This window comes from Mycetocola manganoxydans (assembly GCF_003667545.1).
Classification (GTDB): domain Bacteria; phylum Actinomycetota; class Actinomycetes; order Actinomycetales; family Microbacteriaceae; genus Mycetocola_A; species Mycetocola_A manganoxydans.
In genome coordinates, this window is sequence record NZ_RCUV01000008.1 from 143169 (window position 1) to 168220 (window position 25052).

The window sequence follows — 25052 nt, forward strand, 5'->3', positions numbered from 1 at the left end:
CGGCCAGCGGCATCCCCCTTCCGTCTCGCGTTCCGTCGTGGCAGCGTGGGGAACGCTCAGCACAGTGAAGGGAGAGCTTCATGGGCAGGATTCTCGTTCAGCAACTCGTCACGCTCGATGGGTTCGCGGCTGACTCCGCCGGAAACCTCGACTTCTTCGAGTCGGTGACGGACTGGAACGAAGCGGATGCCGACCAGTTGCGGTCGCTCGACTCGATCTCGGTGATGGCGCTCGGGAGTACGACGTACCGGATGTTCGCGAGCTACTGGCCGACCGGGCAGTCACGCGACGAGCTCATCGCTGACAAGCTCAACAGCCTCGACAAGGTCGTGTTCTCGCGCTCGCTCGATAAAGCTCCGTGGGGAAACCACCCACCGGCGACGATCGTCGCGGGGGATGCCACGGCCACCCTTCGCGCGATCGCCGACGACGCCACGGGCGACGTCATCGTCTGGGGCAGCCCGTCACTCGCCGACCAGTTGTTCCGGGAGGGTGGCGTCGACGAGGTATGGCTTCAGATCTGCCCCGTCCTCCTCGGCGAAGGCACGCGGCTGTTCCCCGACGGCTTCGCGTCGCAGCTCGCGCTTCTCGAGAGCACCGCATACGACTCGGGGCTTCTGCGCGCGAGCTATGCGCTGGTGTGATCCCCCGGCAGGCCGCGGAGGTCCGCGACCGCAGCGCTCGAGAGGAAAGAGACATCCGTTCCGATGAGCAGCATGTGCATGCCGCGATCGCGATAGGCCGCCGCTGACTCGGCGTCTGCGCAGTGGATGCCGACCTGTCGCCCGGCCGCGAGTGCGGTGTCGAGGATGCGGGAGACGGCATCCGTGTGTTCGGTGCTGCCGATCGGTGAGCCGAGGCTCGACGCGAGGTCGGCGGGCCCGATGAGGATGACGTCGATGCCGTCGACAGCGACGATGTCGTCGACGGCGTCGAGACCGGCCCGCGTCTCGACCATCGCCACGACGAGAAGGTCATCGTTGGCGCGTTCGCGGTAGGTGGGGATGTCGAGCCCGTAGCTCGTGCCTCTGGCAGGGCCGATTCCCCTGGCGCCCACGGGTGGGAACCGGGTGGCACGAACGATCGCTTCGGCGTCGGCGGCGCTCTCGACCCGCGGCACGATGACGCCGGCTGCCCCGGTGTCGAGCGCGCGGCTGAGGTCGTTGCCGAGCCCTGGGACACGAATCACGACGGATGCTCCGCGCACGTCTCCTGCGCGCACCAGCTGCTCCAGGATCGGCAGGTCGAAAGCGGCGTGTTCGGCATCGGGGACGATGATGTCTGCGCCCGAGAGCGCGAGGACCTCGGTGACGGTGGGGCTGCCGATGATCTGGAATGTCCCGACGAGTGCCCGCCCGGTGATTTCCGAGCGCAGAGAACGCTCACCCTCGGTGTTCTCGCGTGACTGCAGGGAACCGTACGACATCGCTTGCGACCTTTCTCTCGGCAGTCACGAGTGATCCCCCCTGACCACCGACCATCCTAGGCCGGGCGAGCATCCAGACGGCTGGACTAAAATGGGCATCGTGGCCATCTCGAAGATCCTTCTCTATTACGTCTTCACGCCACTTGCCGACCCCGACGCGATTCGGTTGTGGCAGCGTGACCTCGCCGAATCCCTCAATCTGCGAGGACGCATCCTGCTCTCGAAGGACGGCCTCAACGGCACGCTCGGTGGCGAACTGAACGCCGTGAAGAAGTACCTGCGCAAGACGCGCGAGTACCCGGCGTTCAAGAACCTGGACGTGAAGTGGTCGGAGGGCACCGGGCTCGACGAGAACGGCGCGAGCCTCGACTTTCCCCGGCTCGTCGTGAAGGTGCGCGACGAAATCGTCTCGTTCGGTGCACCGGGTGAGCTTCAGGTCGATGACGCTGGCGTCGTCGGCGGGGGCACGAAGCTGCAGCCGGACGAGCTGCACGAACTCGTCGCCGAGCGCGGAGACGACGTGGTGTTCTTCGACGGACGCAATGCCTTCGAAGCCGAGATCGGGCGATTCAAGGACGCGGTCGTGCCCGAAGTGTCGAACACGCGCGAGTTCGTCGCCGAGCTGGAGAGCGGAAAGTACGACCACCTCAAGGACAAGCCGGTCGTCACGTACTGCACCGGCGGCATCCGTTGTGAGGTGCTCTCGGGGCTGATGAAGAGCCGAGGTTTCGGTGAGGTCTACCAGCTCGACGGCGGGGTGGTGCGTTACGGCGAAACCTTCGGCGACGACGGGCTCTGGGAGGGCTCGCTCTACGTCTTCGACAACCGCATGTCCATGGATTTCTCGGACCACGCCGCCGTGATCGGCTCATGCTCGGTCTGTGGCGAACCGTCCAAGCACATGCAGAACTGCGCGGATGCCTCCTGCCGCACCCAGTTGGTTCTGTGCGAAACGCACGCGGCCGCGGCGCCCCTCTGTGGGACACACGCGGCCGTAGCGAAGTAGCGGGTCTGCCTAGCCGTCGGTACGACCGTCGATCTGGTCGTTGAGGATCTCGTCTGCGGCCTCGGGATCGGCGTCTTCGTTGTTGTAGTGCTCCTTGAGCACCTCGTTGTCGCCGTCGTAGTCCGAACCGCGAAGCTCTGGCGACGACACGATGTCTTCGCTGAAGCCCTGCTCGACGAACTGGGCGTCGACGACCTCGGGTGTGGCGGCAAGGCCGTCGGGGAGTGCGTTCTTGGGTGAGCCGTTCTCGATGTCACTCATGGTGTTCCTCTCGTTGCGGTCCTTCGACGGTAATTCCGTCGCAGAGCCGTCGGCAAGGCCCTTGCGCCGCGCTCGCCACGCCTGCAACGAGCAATGAGAGCGCACGCAAAACAGGAGATCGTACGTTTAGCAGGAGAAAATCTCCGAAAGCATCCTGTAAACCGTGCAGTCTCCTGTAAACCCTTCGATGGCTCGCTCGCTTGCGCTCAGGCGGGCGACGGCGTCGAGTGCCCAGGGTGTGGTCGGGCGCCCATGGGCGGGGGTGCTCGATGCCGCCGCCCGCCGTCTCCGTGACCTGCCGCCCCGCCGTCCTTAACCCCCCGATACAGTTGCAGCATGAAACGCATCGACTACTACGGCCGCTCCTTCACCGTCTCGGATACCTACGCCGATGCCCTCGTTGGTCACATCAACCACCTGATCATTTCGGGTCTCCCCCAGGGTCAGTTCTTCGCGATGCGGTGCTACACGACGGATCCGGCCCAGGTCGTTGAGGTCACCGCCCAGTTCGTCGCCGGTGTTCCACTGCTGGTCTACCCCGCGGATGCCGCGTTCGACGGCGCCGATGAGATCGTCGACGACCCGGACACGATCGCGCACCTCACGGCGTACAAGACCCTCTGATCGACGAAAGCCCCCGTTACCGCTCCCGCCGAACCCGGACCACGGTGTCCTGAATCGCCAGGGTCCTGCCGTCCTTCCACGGAACCGTGCGGTCGTAGAGTCCGTTTGTCTCGATGACCCAGCCGTCGGGGAGAGCGAGCGATGCGAGCACCTCCTCGGTCGACGGCAGAGGCTGGCCGTGTTGGTCGTGCTCAGCCAGCTCGGAGTCGGGCGGGAACGCCGCGTGCCCGACGATGAGCAGGCGTCCACCGGGTGCGACGGCGGAGGCAGCGCGCCGCAGAATCGCCTCACGTTCGAGCTCGACCGGGGAGTGGAAGAACGCCGCCGTCACGAGGTCGTATTCCGCAGACGGATGCCACGTGTCCAGGTCCGTCTGCACCCACTCGATCCGGTCAGCGAGTCCCTGCTCGGCTGCCTTCGCCGCGGCCACGGCCAGCGCGTTCGCAGAGATGTCGAGCGCCGTGACCTTCCACCCCTGGGAGGCGAGCCAGAGAGCATCCGCCCCCTCTCCGCATCCGAGTTCGAGGGCGGCGCCGGGTGTCAGACCGAGCACTTCGTGTTCGACGGTTGCGTTGACGCGACCACTCCAGATCTGCCCGCTCTCATTCCGGTGGGTGACATAGCGCGCCTCCCAGAACTCAGCCGGGCTGTCGGGACCGACTGCGTCGACATGAGAGTTGTGGGCGGTCGCGCCGTGAGCGTGAGGAGCTGCGCTGGAGTGGTCGTGGTGGGAGGTCATGTGTCCAGCCTGCACGGATGCTACGTTAAGAGCAACTATCGATGCCGAATCGGCAAGAATGGAACACCGTGCAGAACGACTCGCTCACCCTCATCGGCCCGCGACTCAAGAGCTGGCGCGAGAAGCGCAGCATGACCCTCGCCGAGCTCAGTGAGACCACGGGAATCTCGACGAGCACCCTCTCTCGCCTCGAGGCAGGCAAACGTGCGCCGAACCTTGAACTCGTGGTGCCGATCGCCCGCGCCCTCCGGCTCGAACTCGACGACATCGTGCCGCGCACGGCACTCGACCCGCGGGTGTCGCGCACGACGAAACGCATAGGCGAGATCCAGTACGAGACGCTGTCACCCGAGTCCAGTCCGGTGCAAACGTACAAAGTGACGTTTCCTGCGAACCCCGCTGGGGTCGTCGCGGTTCCCGACCCCAGGGTCCACGACGGCCAGGAATGGCTGTATGTCCTTTCCGGTCGCCTGCGGCTCGTGCTCGGCGAGCAGGACGTGACGCTCGGTGCGGGCGAAGCCGCAGAGTTCGACACACGCATCCCGCATTGGCTGGCGGCCACGGGAGCGGGTCCCGCCGAGGTGCTGTCGATCTTCAGCAAGGAGGGCAAGCGGATCCACCTCCGTGCCCGCCCGGCCACGCGGCCCTAGGCTGGACGCATGACAACGACGTTCTCGGGCTGGCTGGTATCGAAAGAGGCGGATGCCTCCGGAAAAGAAACGCAGACGGCATCCGTTCGCGAACTCTCCGACGACGACCTCATGCCGGGCGACACCGTCGTCTCGGTGGAGTACTCGAGCATCAACTACAAGGACGGACTCGCGCTGTGCGGCCGGCCGGGAGTGGTCCGCAACTGGCCGCTCATCCCCGGTATCGACCTGGTTGGCACGGTCGAGTCGTCGGACTCAGACGTGTGGTCGGCCGGGGATGTCGTCCTGCTCAACGGTGCAGGCATCGGCGAGGGCCACCATGGCGGGCTTGCACAACGAGCGCGCGTCGATGGCGACTTCCTCGTCCGGGTTCCCGATGCGCTCGGTGCACGCAGGGCCGCCGCGATCGGTACGGCAGGCTTCACGGCGATGCTGTCCGTCCTCGCCGTCGAAAAGCACGGCGTCTCGCCGGGCGACGGCTCGGTGCTCGTGACGGGCGCCGCCGGCGGTGTCGGTTCGGTTGCCGTCGCGCTGCTCTCCCGGCTCGGGTTCGAGGTCGTTGCTTCGACCGGCAGAGTCGACAGTGAGGGCGAGTATCTGCGCGCGCTCGGCGCTTCGGACGTGATCGATCGCTCCACCCTGTCCGAACCGGGGAAGCCGATGCAGTCACAGCGATACGCCGCTGTCGTCGACGCCGTTGGAAGTCACACTCTCGTCAATGCGATCGCCCAGCTCGCCTACGGCGGCGTCGCCACCGCGTGCGGGCTGGCGCAGGGGCCTGACCTTCCGGCAACCGTTCTTCCATTCATCCTCCGCGGTGTCAGCCTCGCCGGGATCAACTCCGTCGACGCACCCCTGGCCTCACGGCAGGAGGCGTGGGACCGGCTCGCTCGTGATCTCGACGTAGGACTGCTCGACTCAATGACCGAAGAGATCCCGCTTGCCGCTGCTCAGGAGCGGGCGGAAAGCATCCTCGACGGCGGAGTCCGCGGCAGGACCGTCGTCGACGTCAACGCCTGACGCACACCCGGGTCGGTGAACGCGGATCAGACGGCGTCCGGCTGATCCGGCGCGGGTTTTGCGGATTCGGCCGCCTTCGGCGAACCCGTCGACGGTGTGGCTTTCGGAGCACGGGGCTTTTTGGCTGCCGGAGCTTTCGGCTCCTTCGCCGCTTTCGCGGGTGTGGCCGCCGGGGGTCGAACCGACTTCGCGGGAGCCTTCGGCTTCGGCTCGGCCGACGTCACGCCCGCCTCATCCGCGAGCTTCGCCGCTGCTGCTTTGGCTGCAGCGGACTTCGTCGGCGTCTTACGTGGTGCGCGGGCCTTGGCCGCTGCCACGGCGGTATCCGGAGTGACGACGGCGAGGCCCTCCGTGGGAGAAGGCGTTCCAGCGGCGGCCGGCGCGTCGGCGTCCGTCTTCGGTACCCTCTTGGGTTTCGGCATCACCTGCGGCGTTGTCTTGCGCACACGCGGCGACTTCTTGGTTGGTTTGACGTCGAGCTGGAGCTTCGACACGAGCTCCATGCCGTGCTTCGTCGTGATGATGAGACGCGAAAACTCCTCGTCGGCGACATCGATGACGACGGACGGCTTCGTGCCTTTGAGCACGAGGAAGTCTTTGCCGCCGTGGAACTTCCACTGGCCGACGGCGAGCGTCAGGGGGATGGCGGTGCCGGGGGCACGGATGCCGCGGACCCAGATCCACGGATCGTCGGTCAGCGTGGCCGACCGAATCGACGAACGCGGCACGACGATGTTCTCCCGCCGCAGCGAGAGAGTCTTTTCAGCGGTCGACAAAATCACTTCGAGACGGTCGGGGTGCAGCAGGAGTCGAGCCATCCCCCTAGTCTGCCGGGGTCCGGCGAGAAACCCGGTGGTGACACCTCACAAAGACATAACGTCCCGGTTGGAGATCGGTTTGCGGGTCACCCCGGCGGCCGCTCAGGCGGGCTTCGTCGCCTCCGCTGCGGCGCGAGCTGCGGCGGGAAGAGCGTCGACAATCCGCGCGATGACGTTCTCGTCGTGCGCGGCCGAGACGAACCACGCCTCGAAGACGCTCGGCGGCAAAGACACCCCGCCATCGAGCATGGCGTGGAAGAACGGGGCGTATCGCCACGCCTCCTGCGCCTGGGCTTCGGCGTAGTTACGCGGTCGGTCCTCGGCAAAGACGAAGCTGAACAGGTTGCCCGCGCGTTGCACGACGTGGGCGACGCCCTCGCGGCTCAATGCCTCCGACACGGCGGAGGACAGCACGGCGGATGCCTCGTCGAGGCGCGCGTAGACGGCAGCGGTGGCGCGTTCGAGGGTGGCGATCCCGGCAGCGACGGCGACGGGGTTACCACTCAGCGTTCCGGCCTGGTAGACCGGGCCCGACGGGGCGAGGAAGTCCATGACGTCAGCCCGTCCGCCCAATGCCGCCAGCGGCATACCTCCACCGATGACCTTGCCGAACGTGAACAGGTCGGGGGTGTAGACCGGGCCGTCCGCGAGCGACAGGCCCCAGAAACCGGAAGGACTGACCCGGAATCCGGTGAGCACCTCGTCGAGGATGACGAGCGCGCCGTTCTCGTGGGCAAGTTCGGTGAGAGCGGCGTTGAAGCCGCGGTTGGGCGCGAGAACTCCCATGTTCGCGGCGGCGGCCTCGGTGATGACCGCGGCGATCTGGTCACCGCGCTCGGCGAAGACGGCGCGCAGGGCGTCGAGGTCGTTGTATGGCAAGACGAGGGTCTGCGCGGCGATGGCCGCCGGCACACCGGCGGATGCCGGCATGGCGAGCGTGGCGAGGCCCGAGCCCGCTTCGGCGAGGAGTCCGTCGGAGTGGCCGTGGTAGTGCCCAGCGAACTTGACGAGCAGGTCACGGCCCGTGAAACCCCGAGCGAGACGGATCGCCGTCATGGTGGCTTCCGTGCCCGTGGAGACGAGCCGCAGCTTCTCGATCGGCGCGACGCCGACAGCGGAGACGCGTTCCTTGACCAGTTCGGCCAGTTCCGTTTCGGCAGGCGTCGATGCACCGAAGGACAGTCCGCGGGTGGCGGCGTCCTGAACGGCCCGCACGACGTCCGGGTGGGCGTGGCCGAGGATGGCGGGGCCCCAGGAACCGACGAGGTCCAGGTATTCGGTGCCATCGGCATCCGTCACTGTCGCTCCCGAGGCCTTCACGAGGAAGCGGGGAGTACCGCCGACGGAACCGAAGGCGCGAACCGGCGAGTTCACTCCGCCGGGGATGGAGAGCTTGGCACGGTCGAAGAGGTCGTCGTTGTTCACTTGAGCCATCCTGCCAGTTCGGTCGCCCAGTAGGTCAGGACGGTGTCGGCGCCTGCCCTCCGGATGCTGATCACCGACTCCTCGATCGCACGGCGCCGATCGATCCAGCCGTTCGCCGCAGCAGCCTCGATCATCGCGTACTCACCGGAGACCTGGTATGCCCAGACTGGAATGTCGCTCATCGCGGCGACGTCGGCGAGAACGTCGAGATAGCTGCCCGCCGGCTTGACCATGACGATGTCCGCACCTTCGGACATGTCGAGGGTGGACTCGCGCATTCCCTCGCGCCGGTTGCCCGGGTCGAGCTGGTAGCTGCGTCGATCGCCAGACAGTTGGGAGTCGACGGCCTCGCGGAACGGTCCGTAGAACGCCGACGCGTACTTGGCCGAATAGGCGAGGATCGCGGTGTCGACGAATCCTTCCTCGTCGAGAGCGGAGCGCACGGCGTCGACCTGGCCGTCCATCATGCCGCTGAGCCCCAATATGCTCGATCCCGCATCTGCCTGGACCAGCGCCATGTCGACGTACCGCTCCAGGGTGGCGTCGTTGTCGACCCGCCCTCGATCGTCGAGCACCCCGCAGTGACCGTGATCGGTGAACTCGTCGAGGCAGAGGTCGGTCTGCACGACGAGCGCGTCGCCGACCTCCGCGGCGACCGCAGCCGTCGCGACGTTCAGGATGCCGCGGGGATCGGTCGCCTGCGAGCCGGTCGCGTCGCGGACGGCTGGAACCCCGAAGAGCATCACTCCGCCGACACCGGCCTCGGCAGCATCTGCTGCCGCGCGCTTGAGCGAGTCGAGCGTGTGTTGAGACACACCGGGCATCGAACCGATCGGCACCGCCTCGTCGACACCTTCGCGCACGAAGAGCGGAAGGACGAGTTCGGCCGGGTGCAACCGCGTCTCAGAGACGAGGCGGCGCATGGCGGGAGTCTGACGGAGACGGCGGGGACGAATCACGGGTACGTTCACCCGTTCAGCCTACGCTCCGGCGCCTGAACCCCTCCCGAATGCGGTCCCGCTCAGTTGTCGACCGTATCCGGCACCCACGGGGCCCTGCCGGCTTCGACGAGCGCCACCATGCTGTCGAGCAGCGCGGACACGGTCTGGTGCCGGGAGACGACGTGGACGGCGAGGCCGAAGCCCGCGGCATCCTTCGCGGTTCGGGGCCCGATCGCGGCGACGAGAGTCGACGGCGGAAGTTCTCCGAACTGTTCGACGACCTGCTGCGCGACACTGCCGCTCGTGACGAGGATGCCGTTGATCCGCCCCGACCGGACGTCGGTGATGATCTTCTCTGCGACCGGCTCACCGATCGTCCTGTATGCGACGACGGATTCGACGTCGTGCCCGGCGGCGATCAGGCCCTGGGTGAGGAGGGGCTTGGCGATCTCGGAACGGAGGGTGAGGAAGCGCCTGGGCTTCGGCTCCAACTGGGTGAGCTCGGAGAGCATCCCTTTCGCCGAATTGTCCTTCGCTGGCACGAGGTCGACCCGGTAGCCGACGGCCTGGAGGGCCGCCGCGGTGGTTTCACCGACAGCGGCGACGCGCGTGCGCTCCGGGATGCGAACCCCCTGCGAGTACATGACGTCGACCGTCGTCGCGCTGGTGACCGTGAGCCAGTCGAAGACGCCGTCCGCGAGTGCGGCGAGTGCCGTGGTCAGGCGCGCAGGGTCGTCTGTCGGTGCGAAGTTGATCATCGGTGCGACAACCGGGGTCGCACCCCTGGCGCGAAGGTCCGCAGCGACGCTGTCACCCCAGGGTCCACCGCGGGGCACGAGAATGCGCCAGCCTTTCAGCGGTTTCGACGGTGCGGGTGTGGACATTGTGACTGCCTTCAGTTCTGCCTGATGGGCGCGAGCGTTGCTGCGCCCTGGGCGAGGAGCTCGTCGGCGAGGGTGCTGCCGACGGTCTCTGCCGTTGCTGTGTTCTCGTGTCGGGTGGCGGCCGCGAAATCGGCCGTTCGGGTGAGCCTGAGCGTACCGGATCCATCAGGAGCATAAACCGCACCGGTGAGACGAACGTGTTCCGGGGTGACGACGGCAGTCGCTCCGATGGGCGCCGCGCAGCCGGCCTCAAGCCGCGAGAGGATGGCTCGCTCGGCGGTCACGGCGGTGCGGGTGTCGGGATGTTCGATCTCGTCGAGCGCCCGGAGAATGTCGCCGAAGCGGGCGGGGTCGTCGAAGATGGCGGTTCGAACCTCGATAGCGAGCGCGCCCTGAGCCGGAGCGGTCGGCCAGTCGTCGAGCTCGAAGTAGTCGGTGACGGCGTCGAGCCGGCCGAGGCGACCGAGCCCCGCCGCAGCGAGAACGACGGCATCGAGTTCGCCGGAGGTGACGAATCCGAGTCGGGTCTCGACATTGCCGCGGATGTCCAGGACGGTGAGGTCCGGGCGGACGGCGGCGAGCTGGGCGGCGCGACGGGGCGACCCCGTGCCCACTCGGGCACCATCGGGAAGCGTCGAGAGGGTGAGGCCATCGCGCGCGCACAGGACGTCGCGGGCGTCGGCGCGCTCGGGGACAGCGCCGACCCGCAGACCGGCATAGGCGGCGGTCGGCAGGTCCTTCATCGAGTGCACGACGAGGTCGCACTCGCCCCGAAGGAGGAATTCACGAAGCGCAGATGCAAACACGCCTGTTCCGCCGAGGCTCGACAACGACTCTCGCGATATATCACCGTGCGTCGTGACGGGAACGAGTTCCGTCTCGACCCCGGTGGCTGCCGTGATGGCGCGCGCGATGTCGCCGGTCTGGGCCATGGCGAGAGCACTTCCCCGGGTACCGATCGAGAGGGTCATGGTTGCAGCCCGGACAGCGCGGGTTTGAATCCCAGCCGGACGTTCTCACAGCAGCCGGGGCGGCACACGTCGTACCAGGGCCCGAGGTCGGTCATCGCCGGACGTTCCTCGACCGGCACACCGTCGCGCCGCTCGAGCACGAGGTCGATGAGTCCGGTGACGTAGGCAGAGTGCGTTCCCGGCGTCGGCACACGAACCGAGTAGAGCTTGTTCTCCTCCGCCGATTCCGTCGCCTCGTTGTCGAGGTCCCAGAGCACTTCCATGTGGTCGCTCACGAATCCCAGAGGAACGATGACCACGGCACGGATGCCACGGGCAGGCAATTCCGCAATGGCGTCGTTGATGTCGGGCTCGAGCCACGGCATGCTCGGAGGGCCTGAGCGCGACTGGTAGACGAGCTGCCAGGCGAGTTCGCCCTCGAGGGCGAGTTCGCGCTTCACCGATTCGATGACGACCTCGGCGACGGCATGGTGCTGGGCGGCGTACGCGCCACCCTCGCCGAAGCCACGCTCAGCGGGGCCGGACTTGGCGGCATCCGTCGACGGAATGGAGTGCGTCGAGAACAGGATCTCGACCTCGGAGAAGAGATCGATTCCGGGGTTGTCGGCGAGGACCTTCGTGAGGCCGTCGCGCACACCGTCGATGAACGGTGTCACGAAGCCCGGGTGGTCGAAGAACTGACGCACCTTGTCGATCGAGATGTGCCCGAACAGGCTCGTCTCGTCGAGGGCGATCGCGAAGTCCTCACGGTACTGGCGGCAGCTCGAGTACGACGAGTACGCGCTCGTCGCGATGGCGATGAGCTTGGTGTAACCACGCTCATTGGCCTCCACGAGCGCGTCGCGCAGGTACGGGTCCCAGTTGCGGTTGCCCCACAGGACGGGAAGGTCGATGCCACGCGCGGCGAGTTCGGCCTCCATTGCAGCCTTGAGCTGACGGTTCTGGTCGTTGATCGGGCTCACCCCGCCGAAGTGGCGGTAGTGGTGGGCGACCTCTTCGAGGCGCTCCTCAGGGATGCCTCGCCCACGCGTGACGTTTCGCAGGAAGGGAATGACATCGTCCTGCCCCTCGGGTCCGCCGAAGCCGGCGAGAAGGATCGCGTCGTACGCGACCGGTTCTGTGATGTGCGGTTCGCCGGATGCCGCTGCATCCGTCGCGCCGAGAACTGCGTCACTCACTGCAGGACCTCCGGGATGTCGGTTGTTGGAATACGTCGACCCGTATAGAACGGGACTTCTTCGCGGACGTGCCTGCGGGCATCCGTCGCCCGGAGATCGCGCATGAGGTCGACGAGCTCGAGGAGGTCGTCGGATTCGATCGGCAGGATCCACTCGTAGTCGCCGAGCGCGAACGCCGAGACGGTGTTGGCGATCGCACCGCGGAACGCGGCACCCTTGCGGCCGTGGTCGGCGAGCATCTTGCTGCGCTCGTCGTCGGGGAGCAGGTACCACTCGTAGCTGCGCACGAACGGGTAGACGGTGAGCCACCCCCGGGGTTCGACGCCACGGAGGAAGCCGGGAACGTGGCGTTTGTTGAACTCCGCCTCACGGTGGACCCCCATCGCGTTCCAGGTGGGGAGCATCGGCCGGAGGATGCTCGTGCGGCGCAGAACCCGGAGGGCGCGCTGCAGGCTGTCGGCGGTGTCGCCGTGGAGCCAGATCATCAGGTCGGCGTCGGACCGCAGGCCGGAGACGTCGTAGAAGCCCCTGACGGTGACACCGTCGGCGGTGATGCGGGAGACGGCGCCGTCGAGTTCGAAGACGGCGTGGTCGCTCAGTGGTGCCCGGTGTTCGGGGTCTCGGCGCAGGACTGCCCAGAGGGCGAATCCAATCGGGTTCTCTTCAGGTTCGGGATCATGCAGGGTCGATGGTGCCTCGGCAGAGGCCGGGTGAGTCATACCTAACATCATCACCCTTTCTTGTGCGCGACCCAAATTGCTTTCCCCTGGATGCGAAGCATTCACAGGAACCCGCAGGAACCTCGTCCACACCGAAGAGCGTCGTACTCGAGGAATCGGAGCACGACGGGTCGACTCCGGGCGCTATCGCGAGAAGACGAACGGATGCCGCGGGGCGGTGCAGCGCGAAACTAGCGGACGACGATCGCCCGGGTGATTGCCCAGACCGCGGTGCCGGCGACGACCGCGACGGCCGCTACTCCGCTGAAGAATGCCGCGGGGTTCTGACGCTGCAGGCGCGCGGCCTCGACCTTGCCCTGCGAGACGGCGCGGGACACCTTGCGCGGGACGTTGAGCTTGTCCTCGATGGCGTTGAGGGTGGAGACGAGCTCCAACCGTGCGTGCTCGGTTGACGAATTAGTACCGGTCATACTCGCCCTCCCCCTTCACAGCGCGGAGATCCTTCTTGACGCTCTCGATCGGGTTCGGGTCAGCACCCATCTTCTTGAAGAAGCTGAGGCCGATGAGCGCCAGGACGACGGCGATCAGCAGGAATGCGACGAAGACAATGAGCGCAGCCAGCCATGCGGGCAGGATCAGCGCGAGCGCCAGGATCCCGACGGCGACGAGCGTGCCGATTGCAAAGAACAGGAAGATCAGGGCGAGCACCACGAAGATGGCGCCCTTGCCCGCGTAGCTCCCGAGGTGAGCAGCCTTGGTCTTGAGCTGGTCGATCTCGGCCTTGATCAGGTTGGTCACCAGGCCGGGGAGGTTCCCGATCAGGGTGGCCAGCGATTCCCGGTTCTTGTCGTTCACGGTGCGATCCGTCATGAAAGAACTCCCGACGTCTTAGAGGGTGGCGCTGGAGGACGAACCGGGAGCTGAGCTCTCCGGCTTGACCTTCTCGACGACGTCGTCGACGGCATCCTTGGTCTTGGCGATCGTCGCGTCGAGCTTCTGCCCGGGTGTTCCGTTGCCTCCGATGCCGGATGACACCTTCTTCACGCCTGCGAAGAGCGCCTTGGGCAGCTCGCTCGCGCGGGTCTTGGCGAAGTCTTCGACGAGCTCGACCTTCTGCTGAACGGCGTCGGTCTCCCAGACCTTGAGCCAGTTCTTCTTGATCTGCTCGTAGCGCGCACGTCCCGCACGCGATCCGAGTACGTATCCGGTGGCCAGACCGGCTACAAAAATCAGCTTGTCCCTCATGTTTACTCCGTTTCGTCGCGCTTCCAGCTTGTCTAGCGTAGACCCTACGAGGCCGTGTTGTCCGGGCTGGCTTTGTCTCCACCGGGTCTGGTATGTCCGCCGTCCGTTGTTCCCGACGGCCGGTACGAAGCCGCCACGAGATGCCGCACACGACGGGATGCCGCGAGGGCGTCCGGGACGACGGATGCCAGGCCGGTGCCTGCAAGCCAGGCGCCGGTGACATCGAGGTCACCGATCCTGAGCGCGGCGGCGCGCAGCGCTTCGGCGCGTTCCCGCTGGCCGATCGCCGCACCGGGAAGCGTTCCATTCCAGACGGTCCGCGCGAAGCCGACCACAGCCGAGTCGTCGAGGGGAACGCCGAGGAGCGCCGCGGCATCGCGAACGGCGAGGGCCCGAACAGCGGTGTCGTCGAGTCCGGTCGTGGGGTTGGCAGCGCCGTGGCGCCCATAGGAAAGGCGGACGACGTGCCGGTGCGGATGGCCGGTGCTGGCTTCGTCGTGCAGCCACTGCCACTTCGCTGTGGAGTGCGTCAGCGCCTTCGCGGTCACGGTCGACCCGGATGATTCAGCAACGAGCACGCCGCTTCCGCGCGGCGCAGCGTCGAGTGCGGGCGCGTCGAGGACGAGGGTGACCAGTTCGATGGCCGGCGCGTCGACCGGGCTCTCGGCAGCGATCTCCGCTGAGAACGGTGCGAGCAACCGGAGCGCTTCGGCCTCGGGGGCCGCAACGATCACGTAATCCGCCTCGAGCACGGTTCCGTTCTCGAGCGCGACCTCCCAGCGCGTCGTGATCTCCTCAACGCCTGTCGCGTCAGCGACTGCCCCTGACGGGTCCGTCGTCGCACCGTCACCAGGGGCGACGGCGTCGGTGTCTGCCGCTTCCTCCGGGTCAGCGATGCGCGATACCGCGCTGACACCCGCACCGAGCAGCAGAGTAGCGCCGCGATCAGTGAGGTCGGCGGTCAGAGCGGTCACGAGTGTGGACATCCCGCCGCGGAGCCCCTCGACGGCCGATCCGGCCGGAGCGTTGCTGCGGAGGATGGCGACCGCTCCTGAGAGTGAACCTGCTGCAGTCAGTGCACGGTTGAGCCCGGGAGCGGCACGGGTCACATCGAGGTCGGACGGGTCGGCGGAGTAGACGCCGCGGGTGACGGGCGCGACGAGCGACTCGAGTACTGCGGCGCCCATCCGGCGACGGACGAGGTCGCCGAGGTTGCGTTCTGTTCCGATGGTGAGGACGGGCCGGATCCGGTCGAGATAGGCGCGAAGAGCCCCGCGCCAGCCGATCACCCTGCGCACGTCGTCTGCGAGCGGGCTCGAAGGGATGCCGAGCAGCCCCGCCTTCGGCAGGGGAACGGAACGACCGTCTGCGAGGCGCACCCAGGCGCCGGCGGGCACCGGTCGGACGACGGAGTCCGCAAGCCCGAGGCCGTCGACGAGCTTCCGCACCGTCCCACCACGGGTGGCGTAACTTTCGGCGCCCGTGTCGACCCGGATGCCGGCGACGGTCTGGGTGGCGACGGCGCCTCCTGGCGCGTCAGTGCGCTCGACGACGGTGACGTGCATTCCAGCCGTCGCGCAGTCCCGCGCCGCGACGAGTCCGGCGATCCCGCCACCGATCACCACAACGGAACGGGGCGTGGTCATTGCGCGTGAACGAACTCGACGAGACGGGTGAGCACGGCGGGATCGGTTTCGGGTGGAACGCCGTGACCGAGGTTGACGACGTGGCTGGGAGCGCTTGCGCCGCGCTCGAGCACGTCACGGACGTGCGCCTCGAGGACCGGCCAGGGTGCGGCAAGGAGGGCGGGATCGATGTTGCCCTGAACAGGTACAACTCCGCCCAGCCGACGGGACGCTTCGTCAAGCGGTACGCGGTAGTCCACCCCGACGACATCAGCACCGATGTCGTGCATCGCCTTGAGCAGCTCACCGGTTCCGACACCGAAGTGCACGATCGGCACGGTCCGGGTGACGGCGTGCGCACCGGGCTCGGCAGGCGGGATGCTGTAACTGAGGTCGCGCACGTGCTCGAGGGCGCGAGCGGATGCCGGTGCCACGTAACGCACGTAATCATCGAGCGAGAGCGCTCCAGCCCACGAATCGAACAACTGTGCGGCGGATGCCCCGGCGAGGACCTGTGCGCGGAGGAACCGGCCGGTGACCTCGGCCACCCACTCCATCAGGCGCGCCCACGCCTCCGGCTCGGCGTGCATGAGGGTGCGCGCGTGGATGTGATCCTTCGACGGACCGCCTTCGACGAGATACGCCGCGAGGGTGAAAGGAGCTCCGGCGAAACCGATGAGCGGAGTGCGTCCCAGCTCGGCGACGGTGAGCCGCACCGCCTCGATGACCGGGGCGAGGGTCTCGTCGAGCACGGCAGGGTCGAGCGCGATGAGCTCGTCGACATCCGCCGCCGTGCGGACCGCCTTGCCAAGCACAGGACCCTTACCGGGGACGATCTCGACCTCGACACCGACCTGCTTGAGCGGAACGACGATGTCACTGAAGAAGATGCCCGCATCGACGCCGTGCCTGCGCACCGGCTGCAGGGTGATTTCGCTCGCGAGCTCCGGAGTGAGACACGCATCCAGCATGGCGTTTCCTACCCGCAGTTTGCGGTACTCGGGCAGCGAGCGCCCCGCCTGCCGCATGAACCACACCGGCGAGACGTCGGGCCGGGTACCCCCGTACGCGGTGATCAACCGGGAGTCGTGGGTGAGTCCTGCCTCGAGCGGGTGGTTCTGAGAAAGCTGCACCGTCTCATTGTGTCAAAGTCCCGCTGTCAAAGTCCTGCCCGGGGCGCCGCGCAACCCCGGCTGGAACCCGGGCTCGGGGCGTATGGTCACCTCATGACAGCGAAACGAATACTCGTAACGGGCTCGACCGGTTACGTCGGCGGGCGGCTCGTGCCCCGTCTTCTCGACGCCGGCCACGACGTGCGCGTTCTCGTGCGTTCACCCGAGAAGCTGAGGGACGTGCCGTGGGCCGGTCAGGTCGACGTTGTCGAAGGGTCCCTGCAGGACCGGGATGCCATGTCGCGCGCCGCGGAGGGAATCGACGTTCTGTACTACCTCGTGCATTCGATGACCGGGCGCGGGGATTTCGAAACGGAAGAGCGCGCAGCCGCCGAGAGCGTCGCATCCGCCGCCCGAGAAGCCGGCGTGCAACGCATCGTCTACCTGGGCGGCCTCCATCCCGAGGGCGATGACCTCTCACGCCACTTGCGGTCCCGCGTGCTCGTCGGACAGACCCTCCTCGACTCGGGAGTGCCGACCATCGCGTTCCAGGCGGGTGTGATCATCGGCTCCGGCTCGACCTCATTCGAGATGATCCGCCACCTCACCGAGGTGCTGCCGTATATGCCCGCTCCCAAGTGGGTCCGCAATCACATCCAGCCGATCGCAATCCGTGACGTGCTCCACTACCTCGTTGCCGCGATCGACCTGCCGCCCGACATCAACAGGACCTTCGACATCGGCGGGCCGGACATCCTCCGCTACGGACAGATGATGAACGGTTATGCCGTCGAAGCCGGGCTCCCGCAACGAGCCATCGCCGCTCTTCCGGTGCTCACGCCGTGGCTCGCGTCGCAGTGGGTCAACCTCGTCACACCGATCCCGCGGTCGATCGCTGTGCCGATCGTCGAGTCGCTGCAGTTCGACTGCGTCCAGCGGGAGCACGACATCGACGAGGTGCTGCCACCGCCGGAGGGTGGCCTGACCGGCTACCGGCGCGCGGTGCGACTCGCTCTCGCGAAAATGCGCGACGGTGACGTCGAGACGAGCTGGCAGAACGCATCGGTCGAGGGCGCGCCGAGCGACCCATTGCCGAGCGACCCCCAGTGGGCTGGCCACACCGTCTTCACCGATCTCAAGATTCGTGAGACGGATGCCTCACCCGCTCAGCTCTGGACGGTCATCGAGGGCATCGGTGGCGAGAACGGCTGGTACTCGTTCCCGCTCGCGTGGGCGCTACGCGGCTGGATGGACAAGCTCGTCGGCGGAGTCGGACTTCGCCGGGGGCGCCGACACGCGCAGGAACTTCAGACCGGCGACGCCCTCGACTTCTGGCGGGTCGAAGCGATCGAGCACCAGCGCCGGCTACGGCTCCGCGCCGAGATGCGGGTCCCGGGAAAGGCCTGGCTCGAGATGGAGATCGAGCCAGGAGAGAACGGTGGCTCCCGCTATCGCCAACGCGCCGTCTTCTTCCCCATGGGGCTGTCCGGGCGGCTGTACTGGTTCGCGATCCTGCCGTTCCACGGCATCATCTTCAACGGAATGGCGAACCGGATCACGCTTGAGGCCGAGAAGCGTCCCGCCTCCTGAAAGCCGGCGTCAGCACGCGCCCCACAGGCCGCGACCGTTCGCCTGCGCCTCGGCGGCGAGCGCGTCGAACCCCGCCTTGCGCTCGTGTGCGTCACGGTACGGTTCGGCGTAGCCGCCGGAGAGCAGCAGTGCTTCGACCGACGCCCATGCCCCATCGCCCGATGCCACCCAGACATAACGGAGAAGCCGGTCGTAACGATCGGTATCCCCCTGCCCGGGGTCGAGATCGAGTCGCACCACTTCGCCGCTGAGCAGGTCGGTGAGGTAGGCGGACGACTCAGGGCCGAAGCACTCGATCGGCGTATCGGGCTGGACGGTTTCCGGGGTGTCGACGCCGATGAGGCGCAGCCGCTCGGTGCCGTTTCCGCGATCAATGACGAGCGTGTCGCCGTCGACGACCCTCACGACGGTCGCCGTCTCGCTCGCTGAACCCGGTGCAGCGGGCAGCCCGGGTGCGGCCGGTGCGGAACCCGCCGGAGCGGGAGCCGGCGCGTCGAAAGGCGTCGGAAGGCCCGGGGAGCCGCCGTTCACCGAGTAGGCGAGGAGTGCGCCGATGGCGAGAATACCGACGACGATAAGTCCGGTCAGTCTGCGGAGCATCGTTCTCCCTTCGACTGCCTGCCCGGGTGAGCTTAGTGCTTCTGTGCGAGTTGGCTGAGGTCGGTGAGGAACCGGACGACGACGTCGCGTTCGTCACGGGTGAGCTTGGCCACCGCCTCGAACCGGCGGGCGTGCATCCGGCCGACGCTTTCTCTCGCGTCTGTGCGGGTGGCATCCGTGATCGTGATCGCGAGGGCGCGTCGATCGGTCGGATGCGGCGAACGGAGAACATGGCCCGCACGTTCCAGCCGGTCGAGGAGCTTGGTCGTCGACGCCGTCGAGATTTTGAGGGTCTCAGCGAGCAGACCTGGCGTTACGACCGCCCCGGTATTACGGGACGCCATGAGGAAGCGCAGCGCCTTCATGTCTGTGGCGTTGAGCTTCATGTGACGCTGAGACTCTTCGCTCATCGCCTGCTCCGCTTCGCGCCAGGTGCGCAGAGCGGCGAGGACGTCTACGATCGAGTCCACCTCGTCGTCGTCCATGGCGGAGCGCTTCACAAGTTCCTCGCCCGGGTCGATGACGCGGGGATCGAGCATCCACGCTGGTGAAGCGTGGGGCGATCCGTCGGAGGTCATCCTCCCAGTGTACGAACAAAACGCATGCTAATCTAATAATTCACCTGGCTAGCTAAATGTGGGGACCCGACGATGCACCTTCAGGAGACGACCGAGCGCGTCGTACTTCTCGATGCCGGAGGGGTCCCCATCGGCACCGACCTCAAGGCAACTGTCCATACCGAGGACACCGCACTGCACCTGGCGTTCTCCTGCCACGTGGTGAACGATGCCGGACAAATCCTCGTCACGCGCCGCGCGCTCTCGAAGAAGACCTGGCCTGGCGTCTGGACGAACTCCTTCTGTGGGCACCCGCAGCCGGACGAGGCCTCCGAGGACTCCGTCGCCCGTCGTGCCAGCCACGAGCTCGGCCTCGACATCACGGACCTCGAACTCGTTCTTCCCGACTTCCGCTACCGCGCCGTCGACGCGTCAGGCATCGTTGAGAACGAAGTGTGCCCCGTCTACCTCGCGAGGGCCGTCGGAGAGCCGCTGCCCAATCCGAGTGAAGTCATGGACACGGCCTGGGTCGACCCCGTGACCCTGGGCGAGTCGGTGAAGCGCACACCGTGGGCGTTCAGCCCGTGGCTCGTGCTCCAGGCCGACCAGCTCGAACTCCTCGGCGGATCGCTGCAATCGGCTCGCGCATGACCGGGGTACTGACCGACTTCGCTGGCGTCGGAGTTCACGAAGCGGTGCAGCAGCGCCTCGAGGACTTCTTCGCCGACCGCATCAGCCTCGCGTCCGCCTACGGCGACAATTACCGTCTCCTCTGGGAGGCGGCCCGCTCCGCGTCGAGCGGAGGAAAGATGTTCCGCCCCGCCCTCGTCGCCGGCGTGTATCGCGATCTCGGTGGGACCGACGACGATTCCGCTCTCCGCATCGCGACGGCGTTCGAACTGCTCCACACCGCCTTCCTCCTTCATGACGACGTGATCGACCGTGACCTGATCCGCCGCGGAGTGCCGAATCTCGCCGGCTCGTTCGCCGCCGATGCCGCGGAGCGCGGTGCAACGGACGCCGCGGCAGCGACGTGGGGGCAGGCATCCGCCATTCTCGCCGGCGATCTTCTCATCCAGGCGGCACAGGGTTTCATCGCCAGGCTCGACATCGCCGGACCGATTCGCGGCGAACTCCTCGACCTGTTCGACGGGAGCATCTTCGTGACCGCAGCGGGGGAACTCGCCGATGTCTCGTTCAGCGCAGGAGTGCGGCTGCCGTCTCTCATCGACGTCATGGCGATGACGGAGCAGAAAACGGCCAGCTATTCGTTCGAAGCGCCGCTCAAGGCGGGCGCCATCCTCGCGGGAGCTGACCAGAACACGCTCACCATCCTCGGTGAGTTCGGGCGACTGGTCGGGGTGGCGTTTCAGCTCCGCGACGACCAGCTCGGCGTGTTCGGCGATGAGGGCGTCACAGGCAAGAGCGTCCTCAATGACCTTCGCAACGGCAAGGAGACCCCTCTCATCGCCCACGCTCGCTCGACCTCGCGGTGGGACGAAATCGCCGCGGTGCTCGGAGACCCCGATTTGTCAGAGACGGACGGCCAGGTCGTTCGCGCGGTGCTCGAAGAGTGCGGCGCCCGCACGTTCGTCGACGGCCTCATCGCCGACCACGTTTCGCGCGCCGAGGCCCTGCTCGCGGCGAGTACGCTGCCTGACACCCTGTCTGCACATCTGCGCGACGTCGCGCGGCACGCCGTGGTGCGGGCGGCGTGATGGCGAAACGCGTCGTGCTGAGCGACCTCTCCCTCTACTCCTTTGTCGCCCATCGGAGTTCGTCACGGATCATCCGTGACTACTCCACCTCGTTCGGCCTGGCGTCGCGACTGCTGTCAGCAGGCATCCGCACCCGGGTCGAAGACATCTATGCCCTCGTTCGCGTCGCCGACGAGGTGGTCGACGGTGCCGCCGAACAGGCCGGCCTCGGGCTCGACCGCCAGCGCGCCCTGCTCGATGCCCTCGAGGCCGAGACGAATGCCGCGCTCGAGGACGGCTACAGCACCAACCTCGTCGTGCACGCCTTCGCGATCACCGCTCGCGACAGCGGATTCGGCGCCGAGCTCACCGCGCCCTTCTTCGCGTCGATGCGCCGGGATCTCAGCCCGCTCGACTTCACGGACGCTCAGGAGCTCGCGGACTACATCTACGGCTCTGCCGAGGTCGTCGGCCTGATGTGCCTCGCCGTGTTCCTCCGCGACCAGCCCATCTCGGAGGCCGAGCGTCTCCGGTTCGATGCGGGTGCCCGCCGCCTCGGCGCGGCGTTCCAGAAGATCAACTTCCTCCGCGACCTTGCCACCGACTGGACAACGCTCGGCCGCAGCTACTTCCCCGGCGTCGACCCGGCGACCCTGACCGAGGAGCAGAAACTGGAGCTCGTCAGCGATATCGAGCGAGACCTCGATGCCGCGGGCTCGGTCATCCCCGATCTTCCCGCCGGATGCCGCCGGGCGGTCGCCGCCGCACACGGACTCTTCAGCGTGCTGACCGAGCGAGTCAAGGCGACCCCCGCAGCCGAACTCCTCTCCACCCGGGTCCGGGTCTCCACCCGCACCAAACTCACGATCCTTGCCCGCTCGATGATGCCGGCGCGCGCCCTGTGACCGGCTCGCAGGCGCCAGGAACGGCGATCGTCATCGGCGCGGGCATCGCCGGCCTCGCGACCGCCGGTCTGCTCGCGAAAGAGGGCTATTCCGTCACCGTGCTCGAATCCCGCAGCGAGGTCGGCGGACGTGCCGGCTCGTGGGAGAAGGACGGTTTCCGGTTCGACACCGGCCCCAGCTGGTACCTCATGCCCGAGGTGTTCGACCACTTCTTCAACCTCATGGGCAGCTCGGCCGCCCATGAGCTGACCCTCGAGAAGCTCGACCCCGGTTACCGGGTGTTCTTCGAGAAGCACGACGAACCGATCGACATCGCCGCCGACCGCGAAACCAACCTCGACACGTTCGAGCGGGTTCAGCCGGGCGGGAGGGCCGCACTCACCCGCTACCTCGCATCCGCTCGCGACACCTACGAGATCGCGCTCAAGCGGTTCCTCTACAGCACCTTCCAGTCGTACCGTACGGCGATCACCGGCGACGTCCTCGGCCGCGCCCGGACCCTGGCGCGACTCCTGCTCGAACCCCTCGACACCCTGACGTCACGCACGTTCTCCGACCCGCGCCTGCGCCAGATACTCGGCTACCCCGCCGTCTTCCTCGGCTCGTCTCCGTTCGTCGCCCCGAGCCTGTACCACCTGATGAGCCACCTCGACCTCGAGGACGGCGTCTACTACCCACAGGGCGGCTTCACCGACATCATCACGCGCATCGCTTCTCTCGCGACGGATGCCGGTGTGACAGTGACGACGGATGCCACAGTGACCGCGATCACGACGGCCGGCGGCAAGCGTGCCCGGGTGACGGGTGTCCGCTACACCGACGCCGATGGTGCCGGTCACCGCCTCGACGCCGACGTCGTCGTGTCTGCAGCAGATCTTCACCACACCGAGACGACCCTTCTGCCGCGGGCGCTGCAGTCGTACCCGGAGAGCTGGTGGGAAAAGCGGGTTCCTGGACCCGGTGCTGTGCTCCTCATGCTCGGTGTCACCGGAGAGCTGCCGGAGCTCGCCCACCACAGCCTGTTCTTCACCGAGGACTGGCACGACAACTTCGACCGTATCTTCGGCAAGGAAACGTCGATTCCCCATCCGGCATCGATCTACGTCTGCCGCCCGAGCGCGACGGACGACTCCGTTGCACCGGAAGGGATGGAGAACCTGTTCGTGCTCGTTCCCGTGCCGTCGGACCCCGGAATCGGCGGCGGTGGCGAGGACCGCACCGGTTCGCCGGTCGTCGAGGAACTCGCCGATGAGGTCATCGCCCAGATCGCAGCCTGGGCGAACATCCCGGACCTCGCGGAACGGATCGTTGTCCGCAAGACCGTCGGCCCACAGGACTTCCGCGACGACTTGAACTCCTGGCGTGGAACATCGCTCGGCCCGGCGCACACGCTCAAGCAGAGCGCGTTCTTCCGCGGCAAGAACGTGTCATCCAAGGTCGACGGGCTCTACTACGCCGGCGGCACAACGGTTCCCGGCATCGGGCTGCCGATGTGCCTCATCAGTGCAGAACTCGTGATCAAGCGTCTTCGGGGCGACATCAGCACCGGGCCCCTCGCCGAGCCGCGATGAGCATCATCTATCTTCTGGTTCTGCTCGCCTCGATCGGCTGCATGATGCTGCTCGACCATCGGTTCAGACTGTTCTTCTGGCGAGACGCGCGCCGTGCCGCTCTCGTCGTGCTCGCCGGACTCGTGTTTTTCGTGCTCTGGGACCTGTTCGGTATCGGGCTGGGGATCTTCTACCGGGGTGAAACCGAGTTCATGACCGGAATCGTCGTGGCTCCGGAACTCCCCCTCGAGGAACTCTTCTTCCTCGCATTCCTCAGCTACCTGACGATGGTCCTCATCACGGGCGCTGACGTTCTGCTCAGGGCAAGGAGGTCGACCCGATGACGTACGTGACACTCAGCATCGTGTTCGTCGCCGTTGCGTTCGCCGTCCTCGCGATCGCGCTCGGAACATCCGCTCGCCGTCGCGAGCTCATCGCGCGCTGGTGGCTGCCCGTCGCCGCCGCCGGGGTCGCGCTCACCGTGCTCACCGCCGTCTTCGACAACCTCATGATCGCCACGGGGCTCATGGTCTACGAACCCGGCCACCTCGCCGGAATCCTGATCGGCCAGGCACCACTCGAGGACTTCGCCTACCCGTTCGCCGGACTGGTGCTTCTGCCTGCGGTCTGGCTGCTCCTCGGACGGCGGCGAAAGGCGTCGCGTGAATAGCCCCGCCCGCGTCGCCGGCGCCCTGTTCGTGTCCTCGAGGCCGCTCAGCTGGATCAACACGGCGTTCCCGTTCGCCGCCGCCTACTTCCTCACGACCGGCCGGATCGACGTCGCGCTCGTCGTCGGCTCCCTGTTCTTCCTCGTGCCGTACAACCTCGCGATGTACGGCATCAATGACGTCTTCGACTACGAGTCCGACCTCAAGAACCCGCGCAAGGGCGGGGTCGAGGGTGCCCTGCTCGACCGGGGAATGCACCGCGTGACCCTCGTTGCCGCTGCGGTCACCTGCATCCCGTTCATCGTCGTTCTCGTGTTGCTCGGCGGACCGGCGTCCTGGCTCGTGCTCGCCGTCAGCCTCTTCGCGGTCGTCGCCTATTCGGCGCCGGGGCTACGTTTCAAGGAACGGCCCTTCCTCGACTCGATCACATCGAGCACCCACTTCGTCAGCCCGGCGGTCTACGGTCTCGTGCTCGCAGGAGCGACCTTCACTCCGCAGCTGATCGCCGTGCTCGCCGCGTTCTTCCTCTGGGGAATGGCGAGCCACGCTTTCGGTGCGGTTCAGGATGTCCTTCCCGACCGCGAAGGCGGCATCGGGTCTATCGCCACGGTGCTGTCGGCCGCGACCACGGTGCGGCTCGCCCTCGGAGCGTGGACGACAGCCGGTGTGCTCATGCTGTTCACCGAGTGGCCTGGCCCGATCGGTGCCCTGTTCGTCCTGCCGTACCTGATTGCCGTGTTCCCCTACCGATCCGTGTCAGATGCCGACTCTGAACGGGCGAACCGCGGCTGGAAACACTTCCTCTGGCTCAACTTCCTCGTCGGGTTCCTCGTGACGATGCTCATGATCGCCTGGGCGTTCCTGCGGGGCTGACACCGCA

The 25052-nt window shown here is 66.9% G+C and carries 30 protein-coding genes; 13 read left to right on the forward strand and 17 right to left on the reverse strand.

What is annotated here, in order from left to right; translation table 11 throughout:
- Positions 1-80: 80 nt before the first annotated feature.
- The gene (locus D9V29_RS08745) at positions 81-644 is read left to right on the forward strand and encodes a dihydrofolate reductase family protein (protein ID WP_121672938.1); all 564 of its coding nucleotides are present in this window, start codon (positions 81-83) and stop codon (positions 642-644) included.
- On the opposite strand, the gene D9V29_RS08750 is transcribed toward D9V29_RS08745, so the two are convergent.
- Positions 629-1426: an HpcH/HpaI aldolase family protein gene (locus D9V29_RS08750; RefSeq protein WP_121672939.1), complete on the reverse strand. Its 798-nt coding sequence runs from the start codon at positions 1424-1426 to the stop codon at positions 629-631. The two genes, D9V29_RS08745 and D9V29_RS08750, sit on opposite strands and share 16 nt — an antisense overlap.
- A gap of 100 nt (positions 1427-1526) precedes the next feature.
- On the opposite strand from D9V29_RS08750, the gene trhO reads away from it, so the two are divergent.
- Positions 1527-2432 carry an oxygen-dependent tRNA uridine(34) hydroxylase TrhO gene (trhO, locus tag D9V29_RS08755; RefSeq protein WP_121673034.1) on the forward strand — a complete coding sequence of 302 codons (906 nt, stop codon included), beginning with the start codon at positions 1527-1529 and terminating at the stop codon, positions 2430-2432.
- Positions 2433-2441: 9 nt separating this feature from the next.
- Here the strand turns inward: trhO and D9V29_RS08760 are convergent, their stop codons facing one another.
- Entirely contained in the window at positions 2442-2693 is a 252-nt protein-coding gene (locus D9V29_RS08760) for a hypothetical protein (RefSeq protein WP_121672940.1), read from the reverse strand.
- Between the two features lie 336 nt (positions 2694-3029).
- On the opposite strand from D9V29_RS08760, the gene D9V29_RS08765 reads away from it, so the two are divergent.
- Positions 3030-3317 carry a hypothetical protein gene (locus tag D9V29_RS08765; protein ID WP_121672941.1) on the forward strand — a complete coding sequence of 96 codons (288 nt, stop codon included), beginning with the start codon at positions 3030-3032 and terminating at the stop codon, positions 3315-3317.
- Positions 3318-3333: 16 nt separating this feature from the next.
- Here D9V29_RS08765 and D9V29_RS08770 read toward each other — a convergent pair whose 3' ends face one another.
- On the reverse strand, positions 3334-4056 hold the full coding sequence (locus D9V29_RS08770; protein ID WP_121672942.1) for an SAM-dependent methyltransferase: 723 nt from the start codon (positions 4054-4056) through the stop codon (positions 3334-3336).
- Between the two features lie 68 nt (positions 4057-4124).
- Between D9V29_RS08770 and D9V29_RS08775 the strand changes: the two genes are divergently transcribed.
- Together D9V29_RS08775 and acuI are read left to right on the forward strand one after the other, a co-directional pair.
- Positions 4125-4706, forward strand: coding sequence for a helix-turn-helix domain-containing protein (locus tag D9V29_RS08775; RefSeq protein ID WP_229790471.1), 582 nt, complete (start codon positions 4125-4127; stop codon positions 4704-4706).
- 9 nt (positions 4707-4715) lie between these two features.
- Positions 4716-5726 (forward strand): acrylyl-CoA reductase (NADPH), encoded by a 1011-nt coding sequence (gene acuI / locus D9V29_RS08780; protein ID WP_121672944.1) that lies wholly within the window; start codon positions 4716-4718, stop codon positions 5724-5726.
- Between the two features lie 26 nt (positions 5727-5752).
- Here acuI and D9V29_RS14925 read toward each other — a convergent pair whose 3' ends face one another.
- From D9V29_RS14925 to hemE, 12 genes are all read right to left on the reverse strand, one after another.
- The gene (locus D9V29_RS14925; RefSeq protein ID WP_183084964.1) at positions 5753-6544 is read right to left on the reverse strand and encodes a hypothetical protein; all 792 of its coding nucleotides are present in this window, start codon (positions 6542-6544) and stop codon (positions 5753-5755) included.
- Between the two features lie 102 nt (positions 6545-6646).
- Positions 6647-7978: a glutamate-1-semialdehyde 2,1-aminomutase gene (gene hemL / locus D9V29_RS08790; protein ID WP_121672945.1), complete on the reverse strand. Its 1332-nt coding sequence runs from the start codon at positions 7976-7978 to the stop codon at positions 6647-6649.
- Entirely contained in the window at positions 7966-8892 is a 927-nt protein-coding gene (hemB, locus tag D9V29_RS08795; RefSeq protein WP_229790481.1) for a porphobilinogen synthase, read from the reverse strand. The genes hemL and hemB overlap by 13 nt, the downstream gene beginning before the upstream one ends.
- A 98-nt stretch (positions 8893-8990) precedes the next feature.
- The gene (locus D9V29_RS08800) at positions 8991-9794 is read right to left on the reverse strand and encodes a uroporphyrinogen-III synthase (protein ID WP_121672947.1); all 804 of its coding nucleotides are present in this window, start codon (positions 9792-9794) and stop codon (positions 8991-8993) included.
- 11 nt (positions 9795-9805) lie between these two features.
- The gene (hemC, locus tag D9V29_RS08805; protein WP_121672948.1) at positions 9806-10765 is read right to left on the reverse strand and encodes a hydroxymethylbilane synthase; all 960 of its coding nucleotides are present in this window, start codon (positions 10763-10765) and stop codon (positions 9806-9808) included.
- Positions 10762-11943: a ferrochelatase gene (locus D9V29_RS08810; protein WP_121672949.1), complete on the reverse strand. Its 1182-nt coding sequence runs from the start codon at positions 11941-11943 to the stop codon at positions 10762-10764. The genes hemC and D9V29_RS08810 overlap by 4 nt, the downstream gene beginning before the upstream one ends.
- Positions 11940-12662 (reverse strand): hydrogen peroxide-dependent heme synthase, encoded by a 723-nt coding sequence (gene hemQ / locus D9V29_RS08815; protein WP_121672950.1) that lies wholly within the window; start codon positions 12660-12662, stop codon positions 11940-11942. The genes D9V29_RS08810 and hemQ overlap by 4 nt, the downstream gene beginning before the upstream one ends.
- Before the next feature lie 191 nt (positions 12663-12853).
- Positions 12854-13093 (reverse strand): hypothetical protein, encoded by a 240-nt coding sequence (locus D9V29_RS08820; protein ID WP_147436245.1) that lies wholly within the window; start codon positions 13091-13093, stop codon positions 12854-12856.
- The gene (locus D9V29_RS08825; protein ID WP_121672952.1) at positions 13080-13493 is read right to left on the reverse strand and encodes a phage holin family protein; all 414 of its coding nucleotides are present in this window, start codon (positions 13491-13493) and stop codon (positions 13080-13082) included. Before D9V29_RS08825 ends, D9V29_RS08820 begins: the two co-directional genes overlap by 14 nt.
- A gap of 18 nt (positions 13494-13511) precedes the next feature.
- Complete coding sequence (locus D9V29_RS08830; RefSeq protein ID WP_121672953.1) at positions 13512-13868, reverse strand: hypothetical protein; 357 nt, start codon at positions 13866-13868, stop codon at positions 13512-13514.
- 44 nt (positions 13869-13912) lie between these two features.
- Positions 13913-15514 carry a protoporphyrinogen/coproporphyrinogen oxidase gene (locus D9V29_RS08835; RefSeq protein ID WP_121672954.1) on the reverse strand — a complete coding sequence of 534 codons (1602 nt, stop codon included), beginning with the start codon at positions 15512-15514 and terminating at the stop codon, positions 13913-13915.
- Entirely contained in the window at positions 15511-16626 is a 1116-nt protein-coding gene (gene hemE, locus D9V29_RS08840; protein ID WP_121672955.1) for a uroporphyrinogen decarboxylase, read from the reverse strand. Before hemE ends, D9V29_RS08835 begins: the two co-directional genes overlap by 4 nt.
- 93 nt (positions 16627-16719) lie before the next feature.
- Between hemE and D9V29_RS08845 the strand changes: the two genes are divergently transcribed.
- Complete coding sequence (locus tag D9V29_RS08845) at positions 16720-18195, forward strand: SDR family oxidoreductase (RefSeq protein ID WP_121672956.1); 1476 nt, start codon at positions 16720-16722, stop codon at positions 18193-18195.
- Between the two features lie 9 nt (positions 18196-18204).
- On the opposite strand, the gene D9V29_RS08850 is transcribed toward D9V29_RS08845, so the two are convergent.
- Both D9V29_RS08850 and D9V29_RS08855 read right to left on the reverse strand, forming a co-directional pair.
- On the reverse strand, positions 18205-18795 hold the full coding sequence (locus D9V29_RS08850) for a thermonuclease family protein (protein ID WP_121672957.1): 591 nt from the start codon (positions 18793-18795) through the stop codon (positions 18205-18207).
- Between the two features lie 32 nt (positions 18796-18827).
- Entirely contained in the window at positions 18828-19373 is a 546-nt protein-coding gene (locus D9V29_RS08855; RefSeq protein ID WP_229790472.1) for a MarR family winged helix-turn-helix transcriptional regulator, read from the reverse strand.
- 72 nt (positions 19374-19445) lie between these two features.
- Here D9V29_RS08855 and idi point away from each other — a divergent pair, with 72 nt between their 5' ends.
- Genes idi through D9V29_RS08890 form a run of 7 tightly spaced genes read left to right on the forward strand, consistent with a single transcriptional unit; the run spans position 19446 to position 25045 of the window.
- Complete coding sequence (gene idi, locus D9V29_RS08860; protein WP_121672959.1) at positions 19446-20003, forward strand: isopentenyl-diphosphate Delta-isomerase; 558 nt, start codon at positions 19446-19448, stop codon at positions 20001-20003.
- Positions 20000-21070: a polyprenyl synthetase family protein gene (locus tag D9V29_RS08865; protein ID WP_121672960.1), complete on the forward strand. Its 1071-nt coding sequence runs from the start codon at positions 20000-20002 to the stop codon at positions 21068-21070. Before idi ends, D9V29_RS08865 begins: the two co-directional genes overlap by 4 nt.
- Complete coding sequence (locus D9V29_RS15130) at positions 21070-21954, forward strand: phytoene/squalene synthase family protein (RefSeq protein ID WP_121672961.1); 885 nt, start codon at positions 21070-21072, stop codon at positions 21952-21954. Before D9V29_RS08865 ends, D9V29_RS15130 begins: the two co-directional genes overlap by 1 nt.
- Entirely contained in the window at positions 21951-23525 is a 1575-nt protein-coding gene (crtI, locus tag D9V29_RS08875; protein WP_229790473.1) for a phytoene desaturase family protein, read from the forward strand. Before D9V29_RS15130 ends, crtI begins: the two co-directional genes overlap by 4 nt.
- Positions 23522-23848: a lycopene cyclase domain-containing protein gene (locus tag D9V29_RS08880; protein ID WP_121672962.1), complete on the forward strand. Its 327-nt coding sequence runs from the start codon at positions 23522-23524 to the stop codon at positions 23846-23848. The genes crtI and D9V29_RS08880 overlap by 4 nt, the downstream gene beginning before the upstream one ends.
- A complete protein-coding gene (locus tag D9V29_RS08885; RefSeq protein WP_121672963.1) occupies positions 23845-24174 on the forward strand; it encodes a lycopene cyclase domain-containing protein in 330 nt (109 codons plus the stop codon). Before D9V29_RS08880 ends, D9V29_RS08885 begins: the two co-directional genes overlap by 4 nt.
- Positions 24167-25045, forward strand: coding sequence for a prenyltransferase (locus D9V29_RS08890; RefSeq protein WP_220699939.1), 879 nt, complete (start codon positions 24167-24169; stop codon positions 25043-25045). The genes D9V29_RS08885 and D9V29_RS08890 overlap by 8 nt, the downstream gene beginning before the upstream one ends.
- The last annotated feature ends 7 nt before the right edge of the window (positions 25046-25052 follow it).

What these genes read in the sequence shown, in the direction of transcription:
- D9V29_RS08835 (WP_121672954.1), bottom strand. Translation starts at nt 15,514, where the DNA reads ATGACCACGCCCCGTTCCGTTGTGGTGATCGGTGGCGGGATCGCCGGA.
- D9V29_RS08800 (WP_121672947.1), bottom strand. Translation starts at nt 9,794, where the DNA reads ATGTCCACACCCGCACCGTCGAAACCGCTGAAAGGCTGGCGCATTCTC.
- D9V29_RS08880 (WP_121672962.1), top strand. Translation starts at nt 23,522, where the DNA reads ATGAGCATCATCTATCTTCTGGTTCTGCTCGCCTCGATCGGCTGCATG.
- D9V29_RS08885 (WP_121672963.1), top strand. Translation starts at nt 23,845, where the DNA reads ATGACGTACGTGACACTCAGCATCGTGTTCGTCGCCGTTGCGTTCGCC.
- hemL (WP_121672945.1), bottom strand. Translation starts at nt 7,978, where the DNA reads ATGGCTCAAGTGAACAACGACGACCTCTTCGACCGTGCCAAGCTCTCC.
- D9V29_RS08760 (WP_121672940.1), bottom strand. Translation starts at nt 2,693, where the DNA reads ATGAGTGACATCGAGAACGGCTCACCCAAGAACGCACTCCCCGACGGC.
- D9V29_RS08770 (WP_121672942.1), bottom strand. Translation starts at nt 4,056, where the DNA reads ATGACCTCCCACCACGACCACTCCAGCGCAGCTCCTCACGCTCACGGC.
- D9V29_RS08845 (WP_121672956.1), top strand. Translation starts at nt 16,720, where the DNA reads ATGACAGCGAAACGAATACTCGTAACGGGCTCGACCGGTTACGTCGGC.
- D9V29_RS08820 (WP_147436245.1), bottom strand. Translation starts at nt 13,093, where the DNA reads ATGACCGGTACTAATTCGTCAACCGAGCACGCACGGTTGGAGCTCGTC.
- D9V29_RS08745 (WP_121672938.1), top strand. Translation starts at nt 81, where the DNA reads ATGGGCAGGATTCTCGTTCAGCAACTCGTCACGCTCGATGGGTTCGCG.
- D9V29_RS08765 (WP_121672941.1), top strand. Translation starts at nt 3,030, where the DNA reads ATGAAACGCATCGACTACTACGGCCGCTCCTTCACCGTCTCGGATACC.
- hemB (WP_229790481.1), bottom strand. Translation starts at nt 8,892, where the DNA reads ATGCGCCGCCTCGTCTCTGAGACGCGGTTGCACCCGGCCGAACTCGTC.
- hemC (WP_121672948.1), bottom strand. Translation starts at nt 10,765, where the DNA reads ATGACCCTCTCGATCGGTACCCGGGGAAGTGCTCTCGCCATGGCCCAG.
- D9V29_RS08850 (WP_121672957.1), bottom strand. Translation starts at nt 18,795, where the DNA reads ATGCTCCGCAGACTGACCGGACTTATCGTCGTCGGTATTCTCGCCATC.
- D9V29_RS08865 (WP_121672960.1), top strand. Translation starts at nt 20,000, where the DNA reads ATGACCGGGGTACTGACCGACTTCGCTGGCGTCGGAGTTCACGAAGCG.
- D9V29_RS14925 (WP_183084964.1), bottom strand. Translation starts at nt 6,544, where the DNA reads ATGGCTCGACTCCTGCTGCACCCCGACCGTCTCGAAGTGATTTTGTCG.
- D9V29_RS08855 (WP_229790472.1), bottom strand. Translation starts at nt 19,373, where the DNA reads ATGACCTCCGACGGATCGCCCCACGCTTCACCAGCGTGGATGCTCGAT.
- idi (WP_121672959.1), top strand. Translation starts at nt 19,446, where the DNA reads ATGCACCTTCAGGAGACGACCGAGCGCGTCGTACTTCTCGATGCCGGA.
- acuI (WP_121672944.1), top strand. Translation starts at nt 4,716, where the DNA reads ATGACAACGACGTTCTCGGGCTGGCTGGTATCGAAAGAGGCGGATGCC.
- D9V29_RS15130 (WP_121672961.1), top strand. Translation starts at nt 21,070, where the DNA reads ATGGCGAAACGCGTCGTGCTGAGCGACCTCTCCCTCTACTCCTTTGTC.
- D9V29_RS08825 (WP_121672952.1), bottom strand. Translation starts at nt 13,493, where the DNA reads ATGACGGATCGCACCGTGAACGACAAGAACCGGGAATCGCTGGCCACC.
- D9V29_RS08830 (WP_121672953.1), bottom strand. Translation starts at nt 13,868, where the DNA reads ATGAGGGACAAGCTGATTTTTGTAGCCGGTCTGGCCACCGGATACGTA.
- hemQ (WP_121672950.1), bottom strand. Translation starts at nt 12,662, where the DNA reads ATGACTCACCCGGCCTCTGCCGAGGCACCATCGACCCTGCATGATCCC.
- D9V29_RS08750 (WP_121672939.1), bottom strand. Translation starts at nt 1,426, where the DNA reads ATGTCGTACGGTTCCCTGCAGTCACGCGAGAACACCGAGGGTGAGCGT.